The organism is Xylanibacillus composti, assembly GCF_018403685.1.
GTDB lineage: Bacteria > Bacillota > Bacilli > Paenibacillales > K13 > Xylanibacillus > Xylanibacillus composti.
Genome location: NZ_BOVK01000026.1, coordinates 32,262 through 47,908, shown reverse-complemented (window position 1 = coordinate 47,908; position 15,647 = coordinate 32,262). Strand labels below are relative to the sequence as shown.

The 15,647-nt window shown below is 53.1% G+C and carries 20 protein-coding genes and 1 tRNA gene; 13 read left to right on the top strand and 8 right to left on the bottom strand.

All coding sequences use genetic code 11. The features are described from left to right. Positions 1–84 precede the first annotated feature (84 nt). Positions 85–157: transfer RNA gene (locus XYCOK13_RS10570), tRNA-Val, on the top strand. A 259-nt stretch (positions 158–416) separates the two neighbouring features. On the opposite strand, the gene XYCOK13_RS10565 is transcribed toward XYCOK13_RS10570, so the two are convergent. After that, positions 417–1,268, bottom strand: a complete 852-nt coding sequence (locus tag XYCOK13_RS10565) for an aldo/keto reductase (protein WP_213412116.1) — start codon at positions 1,266–1,268, stop codon at positions 417–419. Between the two features lie 173 nt (positions 1,269–1,441). On the opposite strand from XYCOK13_RS10565, the gene XYCOK13_RS10560 reads away from it, so the two are divergent. The 3 genes from XYCOK13_RS10560 (at position 1,442) to XYCOK13_RS10550 (ending at position 3,462) form a co-directional block, all read left to right on the top strand. Continuing rightward, complete coding sequence (locus XYCOK13_RS10560) at positions 1,442–1,894, top strand: MerR family transcriptional regulator (RefSeq protein WP_213412115.1); 453 nt, start codon at positions 1,442–1,444, stop codon at positions 1,892–1,894. A gap of 267 nt (positions 1,895–2,161) precedes the next feature. Continuing rightward, complete coding sequence (locus XYCOK13_RS10555) at positions 2,162–2,731, top strand: YdeI/OmpD-associated family protein (protein ID WP_213412114.1); 570 nt, start codon at positions 2,162–2,164, stop codon at positions 2,729–2,731. Between the two features lie 89 nt (positions 2,732–2,820). After that, positions 2,821–3,462 (top strand): M23 family metallopeptidase, encoded by a 642-nt coding sequence (locus XYCOK13_RS10550; RefSeq protein WP_213412113.1) that lies wholly within the window; start codon positions 2,821–2,823, stop codon positions 3,460–3,462. A gap of 9 nt (positions 3,463–3,471) precedes the next feature. On the opposite strand, the gene XYCOK13_RS10545 is transcribed toward XYCOK13_RS10550, so the two are convergent. Next, the gene (locus XYCOK13_RS10545; RefSeq protein ID WP_213412112.1) at positions 3,472–4,245 is read right to left on the bottom strand and encodes a hypothetical protein; all 774 of its coding nucleotides are present in this window, start codon (positions 4,243–4,245) and stop codon (positions 3,472–3,474) included. A 183-nt stretch (positions 4,246–4,428) separates the two neighbouring features. Between XYCOK13_RS10545 and XYCOK13_RS10540 the strand changes: the two genes are divergently transcribed. The 5 genes from XYCOK13_RS10540 to XYCOK13_RS10520 all read left to right on the top strand — a co-directional run bounded on the left by XYCOK13_RS10540 (position 4,429) and on the right by XYCOK13_RS10520 (position 7,803). Beyond that, positions 4,429–5,172, top strand: a complete 744-nt coding sequence (locus XYCOK13_RS10540) for a class I SAM-dependent methyltransferase (RefSeq protein WP_213412111.1) — start codon at positions 4,429–4,431, stop codon at positions 5,170–5,172. Between the two features lie 224 nt (positions 5,173–5,396). Beyond that, positions 5,397–5,711 (top strand): PadR family transcriptional regulator, encoded by a 315-nt coding sequence (locus tag XYCOK13_RS10535; protein ID WP_213412110.1) that lies wholly within the window; start codon positions 5,397–5,399, stop codon positions 5,709–5,711. A gap of 16 nt (positions 5,712–5,727) precedes the next feature. Continuing rightward, on the top strand, positions 5,728–6,345 hold the full coding sequence (locus XYCOK13_RS10530; protein WP_213412109.1) for a DUF2812 domain-containing protein: 618 nt from the start codon (positions 5,728–5,730) through the stop codon (positions 6,343–6,345). 106 nt (positions 6,346–6,451) lie between these two features. Then, positions 6,452–7,117 carry a YkgJ family cysteine cluster protein gene (locus tag XYCOK13_RS10525; RefSeq protein ID WP_213412108.1) on the top strand — a complete coding sequence of 222 codons (666 nt, stop codon included), beginning with the start codon at positions 6,452–6,454 and terminating at the stop codon, positions 7,115–7,117. Positions 7,118–7,206: 89 nt separating this feature from the next. Continuing rightward, on the top strand, positions 7,207–7,803 hold the full coding sequence (locus tag XYCOK13_RS10520; protein WP_213412107.1) for a hypothetical protein: 597 nt from the start codon (positions 7,207–7,209) through the stop codon (positions 7,801–7,803). Positions 7,804–7,855: 52 nt separating this feature from the next. Here the strand turns inward: XYCOK13_RS10520 and thrC are convergent, their stop codons facing one another. After that, on the bottom strand, positions 7,856–9,247 hold the full coding sequence (gene thrC / locus XYCOK13_RS10515) for a threonine synthase (RefSeq protein WP_213412106.1): 1,392 nt from the start codon (positions 9,245–9,247) through the stop codon (positions 7,856–7,858). Between the two features lie 270 nt (positions 9,248–9,517). Between thrC and XYCOK13_RS10510 the strand changes: the two genes are divergently transcribed. Continuing rightward, the gene (locus XYCOK13_RS10510) at positions 9,518–10,285 is read left to right on the top strand and encodes an EcsC family protein (protein ID WP_213412105.1); all 768 of its coding nucleotides are present in this window, start codon (positions 9,518–9,520) and stop codon (positions 10,283–10,285) included. Positions 10,286–10,360: 75 nt separating this feature from the next. On the opposite strand, the gene XYCOK13_RS10505 is transcribed toward XYCOK13_RS10510, so the two are convergent. Together XYCOK13_RS10505 and XYCOK13_RS10500 are read right to left on the bottom strand one after the other, a co-directional pair. Further along, positions 10,361–10,624, bottom strand: coding sequence for a YozQ family protein (locus XYCOK13_RS10505; protein WP_213412104.1), 264 nt, complete (start codon positions 10,622–10,624; stop codon positions 10,361–10,363). A 51-nt stretch (positions 10,625–10,675) separates the two neighbouring features. Continuing rightward, positions 10,676–11,017 carry a DUF2512 family protein gene (locus XYCOK13_RS10500; protein WP_213412103.1) on the bottom strand — a complete coding sequence of 114 codons (342 nt, stop codon included), beginning with the start codon at positions 11,015–11,017 and terminating at the stop codon, positions 10,676–10,678. Between the two features lie 151 nt (positions 11,018–11,168). On the opposite strand from XYCOK13_RS10500, the gene XYCOK13_RS10495 reads away from it, so the two are divergent. Further along, positions 11,169–11,333: a hypothetical protein gene (locus XYCOK13_RS10495; protein ID WP_213412102.1), complete on the top strand. Its 165-nt coding sequence runs from the start codon at positions 11,169–11,171 to the stop codon at positions 11,331–11,333. Positions 11,334–11,429: 96 nt separating this feature from the next. Here the strand turns inward: XYCOK13_RS10495 and XYCOK13_RS10490 are convergent, their stop codons facing one another. Both XYCOK13_RS10490 and XYCOK13_RS10485 read right to left on the bottom strand, forming a co-directional pair. Continuing rightward, a complete protein-coding gene (locus tag XYCOK13_RS10490) occupies positions 11,430–11,621 on the bottom strand; it encodes a hypothetical protein (protein WP_213412101.1) in 192 nt (63 codons plus the stop codon). Positions 11,622–11,718: 97 nt separating this feature from the next. Beyond that, positions 11,719–11,940: a hypothetical protein gene (locus XYCOK13_RS10485; RefSeq protein ID WP_213412100.1), complete on the bottom strand. Its 222-nt coding sequence runs from the start codon at positions 11,938–11,940 to the stop codon at positions 11,719–11,721. Positions 11,941–12,094: 154 nt separating this feature from the next. Here XYCOK13_RS10485 and XYCOK13_RS10480 point away from each other — a divergent pair, with 154 nt between their 5' ends. Next, positions 12,095–14,530, top strand: a complete 2,436-nt coding sequence (locus tag XYCOK13_RS10480) for a glycoside hydrolase family 2 protein (RefSeq protein WP_213412099.1) — start codon at positions 12,095–12,097, stop codon at positions 14,528–14,530. A 183-nt stretch (positions 14,531–14,713) separates the two neighbouring features. On the opposite strand, the gene XYCOK13_RS10475 is transcribed toward XYCOK13_RS10480, so the two are convergent. Further along, positions 14,714–15,064: a helix-turn-helix domain-containing protein gene (locus tag XYCOK13_RS10475; RefSeq protein WP_213412098.1), complete on the bottom strand. Its 351-nt coding sequence runs from the start codon at positions 15,062–15,064 to the stop codon at positions 14,714–14,716. Between the two features lie 143 nt (positions 15,065–15,207). Between XYCOK13_RS10475 and XYCOK13_RS10470 the strand changes: the two genes are divergently transcribed. Next, the gene (locus XYCOK13_RS10470; protein ID WP_244865111.1) at positions 15,208–15,435 is read left to right on the top strand and encodes a helix-turn-helix transcriptional regulator; all 228 of its coding nucleotides are present in this window, start codon (positions 15,208–15,210) and stop codon (positions 15,433–15,435) included. Positions 15,436–15,647: the final 212 nt, after the last annotated feature.

Genomic DNA, 15,647 nt, shown 5'->3' with positions numbered 1-15,647 from the left:
TATCACGGAATAGTAACACATGGAAAAAATCGATCTTGACTTTTCCCTCGTTCCTTGCTATTATAACACTTGTCACTTCAATAAGACCTGTTAGCTCAGCTGGGAGAGCACCATCTTGACAGGGTGGGGGTCAGTGGTTCGAGCCCACTACAGGTCATACGCGAGAACCCTTGTGTAGCAAGGGTTTTCTTGTTTTTGTGCAGCATGAATTCAAACCCCGAATCCTATTTTGCCGCCGAAAAGTACTTATCTCCGAACGCATCTCAGTTTCCTACTGCATATGAAGAGTGAAATGAACGATCCTGCATCTTCATGCTGAGCCACTCTTCCGAACAGACACAAAGAAAGGACAGGCGTGCCCGCCCTGTCCTTTCTTAATAGATATAAACATGGTGAAGTTTCGGTTCGACCGAACATTACAGATCGACTCTCAAGGTGCCCAGCATCTTGACGAATGCCGGATCATGGTACGACAAGAACAGGCTTTCCCGCGTATCGAGGGCGGATATTTGTTGGATATCGTCCGCGTCCAATTCAAAATCGAAGATGTCGAGGTTTTCGACGATCCGCTCTTTGCGCACCGATTTTGGAATCGCAACGATGTTATGCTGTACTAGCCAGCGCAACACGACTTGGGCGACGGACTTGTTGTGTTTTTCCGCGATCGCGGTCAGCACTTCGTTGCCGAACATGTTGTTGCGTCCTTCAGCGAACGGCGCCCACGATTGGTGCTGCACGCCCTGTTCTTTCATAAAAGCGGCGCTTTCGTTCTGCTGGTAGAACGGGTGCGTTTCGATCTGGTTGACGGCGGGCACGATTTCGTTATGCACGATGAGGTCCATCAGTCGGTCGGGCAGGAAGTTGCTGACGCCGATCGCCTTGATCTTGCCTTCGCGGTACAGGTCTTCCATTGCACGCCAGGCGCCGTAGTAATCGCCGAACGGCTGGTGAATCAGGTATAAATCGAGATAGTCAAGCTGTAGCTTCTTCAAGGATTTGGCGAACGCCAGCTTGGCTCGCTCGTAGCTGGCATCCTGAATCCAGAGCTTGGTCGTGATGAACAGCTCCTCACGCGGCACGCCGCTGCGCTTGATCGCGCGTCCGACTGCCTCCTCGTTCAGGTAACCGGCGGCGGTGTCGATCAGGCGGTAGCCGGCCATCAGCGCTTCATATACGGCGTTCTCGCATTCCTCAGCATCGGGAATTTGGTAGACACCGAAGCCGATGATGGGCATGTTCACACCGTTGTTCAAGGTTACAGTTTGCATGGTTATTCCTCCCATTGTTCAAATGTAAGTTGGGCAAACGGCCGCGAATGCAGGGAATCGGGCACCGCAGCGGGATTCCGCTTGCGGCCGATTTGCATTACACTAAGCTTAGTGCCTTCGTGTTACACGAAGTCAACAGGTCTACTGAAAATTTTTTTCAAGGAGGAGTACACATGCATACGGTCAAGGAAGCCGCCCAAATAACAGGACTCACCGAGCACGCGGTACGCTTTTACACCGACAAAGGATTGGTGCCAAGCGTGCAGCGCAATGAGAACAATATCCGGCTGTTCGACGCAGAATCCATCAACTGGCTGTACGGTGTCAAATGCCTGAAGCAATCCGGGATGCCGATTGAAGCGATCAAAATGTACGTCGATCTCTGTCTCAAAGGGGATTCGACCATTCCGCAACGCAACGAAATCATGATGAAGCATAAAGAAGCGGCGCTCGTCCAGCTCGAAGAAGCCAAGCAGCGCGTCGCCCATTTGGAAGAAAAGACGGCCCTCTATCAGGCCATGATGGAGCATGGCGTTCCAGACACAACCAATCCCGGCAAATGGGAAAAATACCGGCACATCCATTGTGACGTGTTTTATTCGCCCTCCGATTCACCAGCAACATAAATTCGCAATCCCCGTTTATTTGCATCCGCATACGTTCCCCTAGCCGGAATATTGCGAAGAAGAAGGCCCAGCTCAACATCCCCCGTTGCGACTCTCCTTGGCCATGTCCTAGCGGCAGCATAAAAATGATGAAGGATGACAGGCTGTTGTCATACTTCTTTTTTTATAATGAAAACAGTTCCTGCCATCATCAAACGACTATTTACTTTTTTGGTACAAGGAAGCAGCGGGATAAGAACTAAGAAATCGGAAGGAGAGTGTATGTATATGGAAATCAGCAATCTGATCCCCGCAACATCGAGAGGGGAGCTGAGAGCTTGGCTGCAGGCAAATAGCAGGACAGAAAAATGCTGCTGGGTCGTGGTCAGTATGACGCCAAGCAGGGGCAAGTTGCTCTATTTAGACGCGGTGGAAGAAGCTTTATGTTTCGGCTGGATCGATGGAACCAAAAAGAAAATATCGGCAACGGAGACGGCGCAAAGACTGTCTCCCCGAAGCAAGAGAAGTTCATGGACGGAATTGAATAAAGAACGTGTCCGCCGCCTCGAAAAGCTGGGATTAATGAGAGACGAAGGAAGAGATGCGCTTCCTGATATGAACCCAGACTCTTTTGTAATAGACCCGGTTGTCGAGCAAAGGTTAAAAGAGGAAAGGCAAGTGTATGAGAATTTTTTGGCATTTCCAGCCCTCTATCAGAGAGTTCGCATGGATACGATTCACAGCGTCAAAAACCAGCCCGAGTTATTCGCGAGGAGATTAGACAAATTTATAACAAACACGAAAGCAAATAAAATGTATGGGCAATGGCATGATCATGGACGCCTGCTGGATTATTAAAGTTCCTGCAAAAGATTGCCGCACCTGCACAAACGTCGGGTCAGACCAATGGAAGTCTGCATTTCCTATATGCAAAGGGGGGAGGTTGCATGAAATACTTTGAAGGGTTTCGCGTAACCAGTCCGTACGGGCCGCGAAGGAATTCTGCGACGGGCGCTGCGGATTTTCATACTGGCGTAGATTTGGCCAAAGCGCATCGCGCGCCTATTCCGGCAACTGTGCCGGGCAAAGTGCTCTTTGCCGGCGAAGGCACGCCGGGCAGCGGTTTTGGCGGATTCGGCATTACAGCGGCCGTGCAGGACAAGTATGGGGCGCTGCATTGTTACTGCCATTTGGACAGTGTATCTGTAGCGGCAGGCCAGTCCGTTCAAAAAGGACAAGAGGTCGGCAAGCAAGGGAGCACCGGTCAAGCCAGCGGCAGTCATCTGCATTATGAGATTCGCAAGACCGCTCACCCGAATTTTGGCTGGATGGCGGACCGCGCCAACAATTGCTACGAGCCCGAACAGTATTTGGATGAGTACTTTGCCAGGGAAGCGCCACGGCAGCCGGGAAAAACCGGATTTCGCGACGTGCCCGACGATCATTGGGCCGCGGCTTCCATTGCCAAGGCGGCAGCAGCTGATGTCATCAAAGGTGTAGCTCCAGAAGTATATGGGCTGGGACAGCCCGTAACACGGGAGCAGCTTGCAGTCATCCTGGATCGGCTTGGCTTGCTGGATAAGAGGTGACGGACTTTGCTAGTTCGCACGGACCAATCGTCCTTCCTCCCACTTGAAAGCATATAACTCGTTTCCGTTTCGAGTGGATGCCTGAAACAGGTTCTGGCTGCGGTCGTAGAAGACAACCTCGGCCTGCAATGCGACATTGAAGTCAGCAAACATCACCTGTTCACCTTGCCATTGATAGACAACGGTTTGCGCGGCTGTACCGTGAGTGGCAATCAGCTCGTTGACGCCATCGTTATCCAGATCAGTTTCGACAGCATGCGCATCGACGGTCAAAAAAAGTGCAGGTTGATTCAATTCCACGTAATAGGTTTTGGGACAGTTGGCGCCGCAAAAACCCGTCACCTTGACCAATTCTCGTCCCAGCACGGAGACTTCTTGGATACCGAACCGTTCTCCTTCCGCAGGAGGATAGCCGATTGCTCCTATTTCATACATGTCCGAATCGGTTTGGAGTCCGGCATAGTACAGCTCTGTGTTGTCTGGCCTTGTATAAATGAGCATGCGATGTGCATGGATCTCTTTCTCCACAAGAATGGCACCCACTTGATCGTAGGGGATGCTGGGAAGGAGGGTTCCGGTACGGACATTTTCAAAGCTCAATACGTAAGTGCTCAGAAATTCATCCTCGGGGGCGGGCGTATTCGCTTGATGCGAGTTTTCTACAGAATCCACAGTCTCAGCTGCATACCCTGCGGAAACATCTCTCTCGGGCTGCTTGTGGTTCCCGCAGCCTGCTGCGATTAGCACGATGGCCAAGAAGATGACGAGGCCGATTGATTTCATATGTACGCTGCCCCCTTAGAATAGAAATGATTGTTTGCTGTTATAGTAGACGATGAAAGAAGGAGATTCGTTTGCACATTTCAGCTGCGCATTGGAAATTCCTGCCGTCGGAGGGAATTTGATGTTGTACGCCGAAGTCTATAACGATCATGTCTATCATGGAATCGATGTGGAGGAATCCCTGTGAAAGAGAAAATTCGGGAAGCGTACGACAAATTGGCGAAGGACTACGAGCTGCATGTGGACAAGGAGAGCGGCTTCAACGCGTATTATGAGCGTCCAGCGATGCTGGGTGAGCTGGCGGATGATCTGGCAGGTCTGGCGGTGCTGGATGCCGGTTGCGCTGCGGGCTGGTATACGGAGCAATGCTTCATGCGAGGTGCACGGGTGACTGCTGTGGATATAAGCCCTGCCATGGTTGCGGCCTGCCGGCGCAGAGTGGAGAATCGGGCTGACGTGCGGATTTGTGATCTGTCGGAGCCGCTGCCGTTCGATGCGGAAGCCTTCGACTGGATTGTCAGCTCGCTGACGCTGCATTATGTGGAGGACTGGTCTGCGACGTTCCGCGAGTTCAAGCGCATCCTGAAGCCGGGAGGAAAGCTGCTGTTCTCGCTCCATCATCCGATGATGGACATGGAGCTGATGGATAAGCCCGACTACTTCGCGCGAACGCTGCTGACCGACACATGGCAGAAGAAGGAAGCAGGGCCGGTTGAAGTGACCTTTTATCGCAGACCGATGCAGGAGATTGTGAATGCGACAGCGGAGCACTTTGTGATTGAGCGGATGATGGAGCCAAAGCCCAGTCCGCTGTACAAGGAAATGCCCGGGGCACGGGATTGGTATGCACAATATGAAGAGAGACTGTCGACGCGGCCCCACTTTCTGATCGTAAGGGCATTGAAGAACAGGCAGGGCATCGGCTGACAGGTATCTGGGGATAAGCTTGCAAAAATGAACATGGGAGTGCCAAACATGCTGCAGCCTTGGAGGGCAATGAGGCGGCATGTTTTTTTAGTTGGGCAAAATGACAAGCTTGACATATACAGTTCAACTGTATATAATCCAACTATACAGTTTGACTATATAGTTTAACTGAATAGTCGGGCGATATAGTCGGGCATCTGTAACGCAAATCGGGAGGGAGCTTATTGAACCGTGACAAGCAATTGCCGTTGACGGAGACGACCTATTATATTTTGCTGGCATTGGTGGAGCCGGCGCATGGCTATTTGATCATGCAGAAGGTGGAAGAACTTAGCCATGGCCAAGTAAAGCTTGCCGCCGGGACGTTGTACGGCGCTATCGAGAATTTGTTGAAGCATCAATGGATCGCCGCTGTCAAGAGTGATGAGAAGAGGCGCAAGACTTACGTCATAACGGAAAAAGGCATCGCGATTCTTCGTTTGGATTACGAGCGCATGCAGCATATGCTGGCGATTACGGACCGCATTTTACAGCTTTGAGGCAGGGGGAGTGGACATGAGAACGTTCAAATTTTTCTTGGATTTCGACAAAGAGGAGAAGTGGCTGGAGGAGATGGCTCAACAGGGCTGCCAGTTGGTTAGCAAGTCATTCGGCTATCGCTTTCGGGCAGCAGAGCCGGAGCGGGCCACAATCAGGATCGATTATCGCACGTTCAAGCGGCAAGAGGATTTCATCGATTACTGCACCCTGTTCGAAGACAGCGGCTGGCAGCATATCGCCGGCAGCAAGAGCTCGGGCGCGCAGTACTTCAAGAAAGTTGGCGCCGATCCGAACGAGGATATTTTTTCGGATCAGCTGTCTCGCGCCGGCAAGTATAAGCGCGTATCCAGGATGTTTAGTCAACTCGCCATTTGCTATTTCCCGATATTCGTCGCGCTTTCAACGACCGGAGCGATCGACAGCAGCGTGCTGCTGGATCCGCGGCAGCTGTACTTGACTGAGAACCTATGGGAAAAGAGCGGTACAACGTTTTTGTGGGCATTTTTGTTCGAGACGCCATTTGCACTTATGAGAGGCATAGTCTTGCTGTTTCTTCCCGTAACGATACTGGTGTATCTTTACTGTGCGTATAAGGCGAAAAAACTGTATGATAAGCAGATGAACGCTTCATAAAGAGGAGAGGGCCAGACTGAAACATTCCTACAAAACCTACGAAGAGATGGCGGCAATCTGCGAGCGAATTAACGAATCGCTTATTCCTGACGGGAGCCGCTTTGATGTGGCGGTTGACAGGCTGTATGAGCATGAGGAGCCGACAGCGGCCGAACAATTGCTGCATGCCTACCAGCGGCTGCTGGAGGTGGTCGATGAGGAAATTGCGACCATCGAACAGCAGACGCAGCTTGCCCCGAGCTGCCGGAAAGGCTGTGCGCACTGCTGTTACTATCCGATTGTCATCACGCCGCTTGAGGCAAAGCTGATCATTGCTTACGTGGACGTTCTGCCCGAGCGGGATAAGGAACGGGTCGCCGGGCATCTGCAGCAGTACTTCAGGCAATACCGAAGCCAACTGCGTGAGCTGCGTGAGCAATCCTACGAGGAAGCCGATGACAAGCGCTTGTACAAATCTCTCCACCTGCCATGCCCGATGCTGGATACGCAGAGCGGTTCCTGCCTGGCCTACGCCGTGCGCCCGATTCCGTGCAGAACCTACCTGAATTACAGCGATCCCCGCGTTTGCGGGGATGAGCTGCTGCCCAAGGAATCGTTCAGCTATGCATTTCTGGGCGAGTATTACATGCAGGCGCTGCATGAATACATTCAGGCGCTCCTGATGGACGGTGAGGATGATGAGACACTTGGCATCGTCTACCCGGACGACAGCCTCGAGATGGAACCTCTGCCGCTCCTGCTGGAGAAGTGGCTGCTTTCAGCCAGGGGATAGAGTCCTAGAGCAATTGAGCATGACATCGTAATATCTCCCACTTCTGGCGGGCACAATACAATCATCTGAATGGATAAGGGTGGTTGACCGTGTCGGAACAACAGCGGGAGATGCTGGAACGAATTAACGAGATGCAGCGTCAATTGACATCAACTTGGATCGATTATTGGCGGGAGTATTCGAGCTTCTCAACGTGGCAGTTTTGGGTGAATGTGCTCATGTTCGTTGTGCCGCTAGTCGTCCTGTTTATGATTCTGGATAAACGGAGAGCGCTTCAGATTGGTTTTTTTGGATACAGTGTTCATGTCCTCTTCACCTATATCGACTCGATCAGTCATCGGTTCGGATACGGCCAATATCCTTACCAGATGGTTCCTTTCACGTCTGGAAATCTTGGTTTAGACTCTTCGTTTGTTCCGGTCGTTTACATGCTGCTGTACCAATGGACACTTGCGGGCAGACGGAATTACTATGTGTATGGCACGCTGCTTTCCCTGCTGCTTGCATTTGTGTTCAAGCCGCTGATCTCGTCGATCCATTTGTTTGAACCAACGAACGGCATGCGGTATTCCCATCTGTTTCTTGGTTATATGGCCATTATGCTGTTCAGCAAGTGGGTGACGAAGCTGTTCGTGTGGCTGCAAGGGAAAGGCGCCAATGACGGATCTCCCATGAAAGTTCAATAAGGGCCTCCCTTCGGAAGTGATTCCGATGAGAGGCCCTTTCGGCTTATCCAGTTTATTGGAAAAAGGAGACTAGCTGCTTCTTGACTTCTTCGTTCGTACTGTCCACGACTGTCTGCCGCTGCGGCTTGTCAAACAGCGCCTGGATAGGATCCGGGAACGTCTGCGGAAGGCCACGCCGCTCAATGGCTTCGTTGAATTTGGCCGGATGAGCTGTCGAGAGTACGACGGCCGCTTCGCCGTCCTGCGCCAGCTTGTCGGCTGCCGCCGCTCCGCATGCTGTATGCGGATCAAGCAGATAGGCATATTGCGCATGGTACGCGCTAATGGCATCCAGACACTCCTCATTGCCGACACTGTAGGCAGCGAAATCCCGCTGCACTTGATCAAGCTTCTCTCCGGCAACCGCAATCCGTCCTTCACGCTTGAATTGCTCCATCCATTCTGCCGTCTGACGGCTGTCTTCCCCGTACAGGTAGAACAAGTAGCGCTCGAAATTGCTGGCTACCTGAATGTCCATCGATGGACTGTACGTTTCCCGGAAGCTTCCCGGCTCGTACACGCCTTCATTCACAAATCGCGCCAGGATGTTGTTTTCATTCGTTGCCAGAATGAGCCGCTGGACAGGCAGGCCCATTCGCTTGGCCAGATACCCTGCGAATATATCGCCGAAATTGCCGGTCGGCACACTGAAGGAGACGGGCGCTTCCTCTCCTTGCTTCCGCAGCTGGAAATAAGCGTAGAAATAGTAAACCGTCTGTGCCAGCACCCGGGCGATATTGATCGAGTTGATGGCGCGGAGATGATATTGCTGCTTGAAGGGCACATCCGCGAACAGTTCCTTGATGATGCGCTGGCAGTCGTCGAACGTTCCCTTGACGGCCAGATTCAGCACGTTCTCGTCATCTACAGTGGTCATTTGCAGTTCCTGTACCTTGCTCACGCGCTGGTGCGGATGGAGGATGCAGATGCGAATGCCGGCTTTGCCGCGCACGCCCTCGATCGCAGAAGCCCCCGTATCGCCGGAGGTCGCACCGAGTATATGAATGATCGAATTGGTTTTTTGCGAAATGTAAGAATACAAATTGCCGAGAAACTGCAAGGCCACATCCTTGAAAGCAAAGGTCGGCCCGTGGAACAGCTCAAGCACGTAGCGACGATCATCCAGTTTGCGAACCGGCGTCACGTCTTCGTGCCTGAACGTTGCATAACTGTTCTCTGCGAGCTGCTTCAGGTCTTCGCGCGGAATATCGTCACCGGTAAACAGCGAGAATACTTCCGCAGCCAGCTCCGGATACGAAAGGTTCTGCCACTGCTTCAATATAGCGCCGTCCAGCTGCGGAATGTGCTCGGGCACAAGCAAGCCGCCGTCGTCCGCCAGTCCCATCAGGACCGCCTCGGTAAATCCAATGGGGGGAACCTGTCCCCGTGTGCTCATATACTTCATTCGATTGAACCCCTTGTACTAGTTTATGAATTATTCCTATTGTACCCTATTTCGACGGCTGCGGTCGACATGAAACTTGCAGGATGGCCAAAAGGCATGCGGATGTTACAAAAATACTCATGTTGACAGCCGATGAATTAGTCTGGTGCAAGGGTCAGCGTAAAAGTGAAGTAACCGTCAGATTGGGGGTTGCGAGGCGAAGACTTCTATTTTTGACAGTGGCCATATTATAATGGGGAGAGGAATGTCGCCTGGGTAGGAGGAAAAAGGATGGACAACTCGCAAGGATCAGAAAGCTACGAGGCGCTCGTTCGGCGTGAGCTGCAACGTTGGGAATGGCAGCTGTACAAGCCGCCGGGCATGCTGGAGCGCGCGTCGAAATCAGTGCAGGCCAGCATCAATCGCCGCATTCCCGATCGTGTGCACATATCCTTGACCGCTGCGGTGAAGGGCATTGTCCGCACGACGCTGTTCAGTGCAGAATACTTGCCGAAGGGAGAGCCGCTTAAGGGCGCGTCGCTGGCTGAGAGCGACAAGCGGGCGACCGAGCTGCTGGACCGTTATAAGAAATGGGCGGCGGCAGAAGGGGCTGGGACCGGAGCTGGAGGCATTTTGCTCGGCATGGCAGACTTCCCGCTGCTGTTGGGCATCAAGATGAAATTTTTATTCGAGCTGGCCCATGCTTATGGATATTCGACGAATTTGCTGCATGAGCGGCTGTTCATCTTGAACGTGTTTCAGCTGGCTTACTCAAGTCCTGAGAAAAAACCGGCGCTGCTGGATACGATTAAGGAATGGCCAACGCATGTCGCAGCTCTGCCTGCGCAGAACGCTTATGAGGAACATGTGGATTGGCAGCAGCTCCAGCAGGAGTATCGGGATACGCTGGATTTCCGCAAGCTGCTGCAGCTTCTCCCCGGTGTCGGCGCAATTGTCGGCGCATGGGCCAACTACGGCTTGCTGGAGGAGCTGGGCAAGACGGGGACGAACAGCTATCGTCTGCGGCGGCTGCATCCAGCGGAATCCCAAGTGAAGTGAAACGCGAACAAACAGCTCCCTTGCGGTCTAAGACAGGCGAGGGAGCTGTTTGGCTTGTTTGCGCGGGAACAATGGTTATGGGCCCTTGCGGGAGCTGCGGTCGTTCTTTGCATGCAGATCAGAATCGACCAGGTCGCGCTGATCCCGCCAGAACGTCACTTCATTGTTGCCGGCCGCATACACATCCGATACTTGCTCATGTGTGGTGGCTGTTCCTTGCGCGGCCTCGGTCGTGGCATCATAGTCCTCCGGGTCGTATTGCTCTGCAGCCACTTGACTGTGGCTGGCTTCAAGGCTTGCGGTCGCCGGATTTTGCTGGCTGCGATCAGCTCGATTCATTGAGGGACCCCTCCCTTTCCTTCGTTTCCAACCGTATTCGAATGGCGTTCATTAACTGGCTGATCGTCCGTCGGTATTGCCCAAATACCGGTGGAAGCCGATCTCCACTAGAGCGAGTACGAGCGAGATCAGGGCAATTTCCCCGAAGGTCAGTGTCCAATCGTTCAGATCAGCCGCAATCCATAATACAATAAAGGCCAGGCCGAAATCTGCGATGGTGGCTACTGTATTGTTCGTCAATCGCAATACGATTTGGTCCCCAACCAGGTAAGCCAAGACACACAAGATGATGGCAGTCACCAGCGCGCCGATAAAGCTGGCATTAGACAGCCACATCAACATGAATATCGCCACGATGCCGTTCAATACGGCTTTGATCATAAACTTGCCCATCGTCCAACATCTCCTTTCGTCAGGGATAGCGTTCTTCGCTTAAAATGCCGAATTCGGCCATCCTTTATGCTGGGAAGGGCAGGAAAGATGAACGTTGGCCGACCATCCACCGTAGACTGTAAGCAAATACGCGAATGGGAGCGGATACAGGGTGAGAGACAAGCTGGACTTGTGGATTCGCATCGGCCTCATCGTGCTGGTGCTTCTGCTGAATATGCTGTGGCCGGATCAGGATGAAGAGCTGCCTGGAGAGCCGGACGGATGGGAGGAAACCGATTCGTACGAGTCGGAAGAAGGAGCGATGGCGCAACAATAAGGTCGAGGTTTGGTAGCGCACGGCGCGCAGCCCTGTTATCCGGAAGCCATGCTTCAGGTCAGACAGGGCTGTTTGGAGCATGCCGTTTCAGTTCGGCTATTTTGGTTTTCTGCGCATCATTTTGCGGTATACGAGAATAACGGCGATGAGCATAATAAAAAAGGCGATATTGCTGGCGGTTTCCTGTGATGTGTCGAACAGCAGGACGATCAAAAACATGGACAGGCTGTTGACAAAGAATGCCACGGCAAGCAGCAATATAGGACGAGCCAAGTTGTAACGTCTCATTTTCATCCCCTCCTGGTTAGCTTCTCTTCCTTGTATTATAACGGACCGGATGAAAAACCTCCATCCGATGTTCGTTGGCTGCTTGTCAGGGCAACGGTCACCATTGAATGCGATAGCGAACTGATCCATTCCCGCTCGTAAACGTCAGCTCTATAAACGTTTCGAAGAAGGGCTCGTCCCAATAGGCCGGTTCTTCGAGGTCGTGCTTTCTGGTAAATTTCCGCACAGCATCGGTCAACGATTGCGCCGGGATGACATGGTCCCGTTCGCGAAAGCCGGGTATGGAATGCTGCAGCAGTTCAAATGTATATTTTTTCATAATCGCTCCCTTTATGGCTAGTCATGCTTCCTTCTTCATCATAACTAGGAGAGTGGGGGATGGCAAGATCGTCTGTTTTTCTTTTTGACAAATGGCAATCGATAAGGTAAAAATGCGTAAGAGGAGAAGTAAACCAACTGGAAAGAGGGTTATCATGAGGCAGATCCAGCTAGATGGAAAGTGGAAAGGTGTCAATGAGCGGACGAAAGAGGTGTACGCGCTCCAGGTTCCCGGGTTCGTACAGCGCGATTTGACGGAACAGGGGGTGCTGCCGGATGCGTATGACACCTTGTTCGAACCGAAGATCGAGTGGGTGGAGCACGACGACTGGACATACAGCAGAACGTTCAACTTGCAGGAGGAATGGCTGCAAGCGGGCAAGCTGGAGCTAGTATTCGAGGGGATCGATACCTACGCCGACATCTTCCTGAATGGGCAGCTTATCGGGCGGACGGAAAATATGTTTATGCCGTATCGGTTCGATATCAAGCAAGCGGCTGCCCGGGACAATGAGCTGCTCGTGCGCATTTCTTCGCCGACTCGTGTTCTGCAGGAGAAGGAGCGGGCTTACGGGGAGCAGCTGCATCTGTGGAATGGCATTCCAGCCAGGCTATTTGGAAGAAAGGCCCAATATGGATACGGCTGGGATTGGGGGGCGCGGCTGGTCACGGTTGGCATACATAAGTCTGTCCGCATTGAAGCCTATGAGGCCGTTCGGACGGAACAGCTGCGCTATGCGATAGCGTCCCTGTCTGCCGAACAGGCGGTAGTCATGGCCAAGCTGCCTGCTTCAGTTGTGCAGGAGAAGGAGTTGGAAGCGGATGTGGTGTTCCGCCTGTTTGACGGTCAGCGTGTGTGCGCGGAGCATACGGAACGCCGCAGATTGGCGCCGGGCGAACAGCTTGTAGAAGCCGCCCTTACGGTCGAGAAGCCCAAGCTGTGGTATCCGGCTGGCCATGGAGAGCAGCCGTTGTACAGGCTGGAGGCGGAGCTGAGGGCAGCTGATAGCGAACGGAAAGAAGCCTGTACGGTCGGGCTGCGCGAAATCCGGCTGACCATGCCGTACGATGAACAGGGCCGCAAATTTGTGATCGAGGTGAACGGGATTCCGGTTTTGTGCAAGGGCGTCAACTGGATTCCGCTGAAGCTGTACCCGAATTTGGATACAGCCGAGGAGTACCGGAAGGAAATTGCGGGCATCGCGGCGGCCAATATGAACATGATTCGGATCTGGGGCGGCGGCACTTATGAAAATCATGCATTTTATGAGGAATGCGACCGTCTCGGCATGCTCGTCTGGCAAGACTTCATGTTCGCCTGCGGCGATTATCCGGATGATGATGCGTTCTGCGAGCTCGTTCGCCGGGAGGCCCGGCATGTGGTGAACGAGTACGGCTATCATCCGAGCATCGTGCTTTGGTGCGGCAACAATGAAAACCAGTATTTCATTGAGCGCAGCAGGAAGCACCGCCGCCAAGGACATGGCGAGAAGCTCTACTTCGATGTATTGGCCAAGGTGTGCGAGGGCGACACGCTGCGCCCGTATTGGCCGACAAGCCCATACGCGCTTCAGTTCGACCGGGTCGGCCAGGAAGGCGATTACGGCGATGAGCACTTCTGGGCGGTGTGGGGCCGGGGAGAGCCTTATGAGAATTACCGCAACTCCCGCGGAAGGTTCGTCTCCGAATTCGGCATGCAGTCCTACCCGTCCATGCGTGTGCTCGATCAGGTGGACGCGCAGGCCAGCTTGCGCGATCCGCAATTCGACGCCATGCAAAAAGCGCCGTACGGCTTGCAGAAGCTTGTATTCTATACGGTTGGAGACTACTGGCTGCCGACCGACAAAGCTTCGTTCGTCTATGCGAATCAGCTTATGCAGGCGAATGCCCTCCGCTATGGGGTAGAGCACTGGCTGTCCCGCATGCCGGATACGTCGGGAGCGTTGATCTGGCAGTGGAGCGATCTGTGGCCCTCGATCAGCTGGGCCATTGAGGATTACGCCAAGGTGCTGAAGCCGTCGTATTTCTATATGAAGCGGAGCTTCCAATCGCCTAACGCCTACGCCAAACTGGATATGGAAACGAAGCGGGCAGACCTTTATTTGATACATGACTCGGGTGATTTTGCCGGAACCGTACAGGCTGAACTGTATGATATCCGCCAAGGCGCGGTCGCGCATACGGAAGCCTGGGAGGCGCGAGGGACAGGCCATCGCGCCACGCATCTCGGGGAGATGAAGCTGAATGAGTGGGACCCGTCGCGGTTTGTGCTGCTGCTGTCGTTGCACGCTTCGGAAGGGACGGAGCTGATCCGTCACACGTACCTGCTTGACAAGCCGCACAAGCTGCAGCTGCAGCGGGCGACCTTGCAAGTTCGCACAGAGAGACAGGCTGACGGGACGTCCCTAGTCACCATGAGCAGCGATGTATTCGCCAAAGATGTCGGCTTGTTGAACGTGCCGGGACTGCTGTCCGACAATTATTTCGACCTGTGTGCGAATGAGACCAGGAAGCTGGTCGTGTATGAGGAGCTGCCGGAGAAGCTTCAGGCAAGCTGCCTGAACCAGGTCGAAACGACAGATTATCTGTAAGTGCGCGCGCGCCGAGAACGGTGAGCAGCGAATAAGAAGAGGCTGTCCCGATTAGCGGGACAGCCTCTTGCGCTTTTCTATACGGATGTCTTGATAGCTTGGTAACAAGCGTTGCATGCCAAGCATAGCCAGGATCCTCGTATGCTCGTGCTGCTGTATAAGGGCATGCTGGCACAGGGCTGGCTATTTGCGCAGCCGGTATTCGTTCAAGCGCTCACGCAAGAACAGGGCCTCGTCCTCGCTTAGAGGGATGCGGCGCCCTTCTGTCAGCAGCATGTGGAAATTCTCAGGTAGCGGATACAATGTAGGCAGCTCGCGCACACCGGGAGCAGGCTCCTCGTGGTCCAGCAAGTAGCCGGTTGTGACTTGGAAAAAGTCCGCAAACTGCTTGACGAGCTCAAGAGAAGGCTCTCGCTGGTTTCGCTCATACATGCCGATAGCGCTTTCGCTGAGCTGGAACATGCGGCCAAGCTCTTTCTGGGTTATTTGCCGGGAGAGCCGCAGCTCCCGTAACCGATCGCCAAATTGTACCAATCGTCATCACCAAACCTATCATAGCACACATTATGTGTGAATCCAATATGTACCGCACAGTTTGTGTTTGACTTCATTGCCAACATGTCATATAATGGGAGCCAAAGCACATAATGTGCGGAAATGTGATGGAAGTGATGCATATGAAAAATGGAGCCCCTTATAAACAGCATATTGGCCGCAAGCTGATACAGCTCAGAGGGAGATTGTCGCGTGAGGAGGTGGCATATGCGCTGAAGATCAGCGTTAGCGCTCTGCAGATGTACGAGAATGGAAGGAGAGTGCCGCGCGATGACATTAAGGTGAAGCTGGCTGATTTCTATGGCGTCACGGTCCAATCCCTGTTTTACGACTCATCGCAGCAGCAGTGACGCAGCCTTCCTTTATTCGATCATAGCTAAGCATCGCAGACCAATCAAGCGGGAAATGTTCGGCCGTATTTCCCGGGCAAGCGCATCATTCGAGCCAACTCGCCTTTATTTGCCAATGATCGGCCTTGCCTGCGGGCGGCGATTCGACTTTTTTCATGTGCGCACAAGGTCTTGTCCTATCGATCCGAATCGCCGTACGCTTTATGTAATGC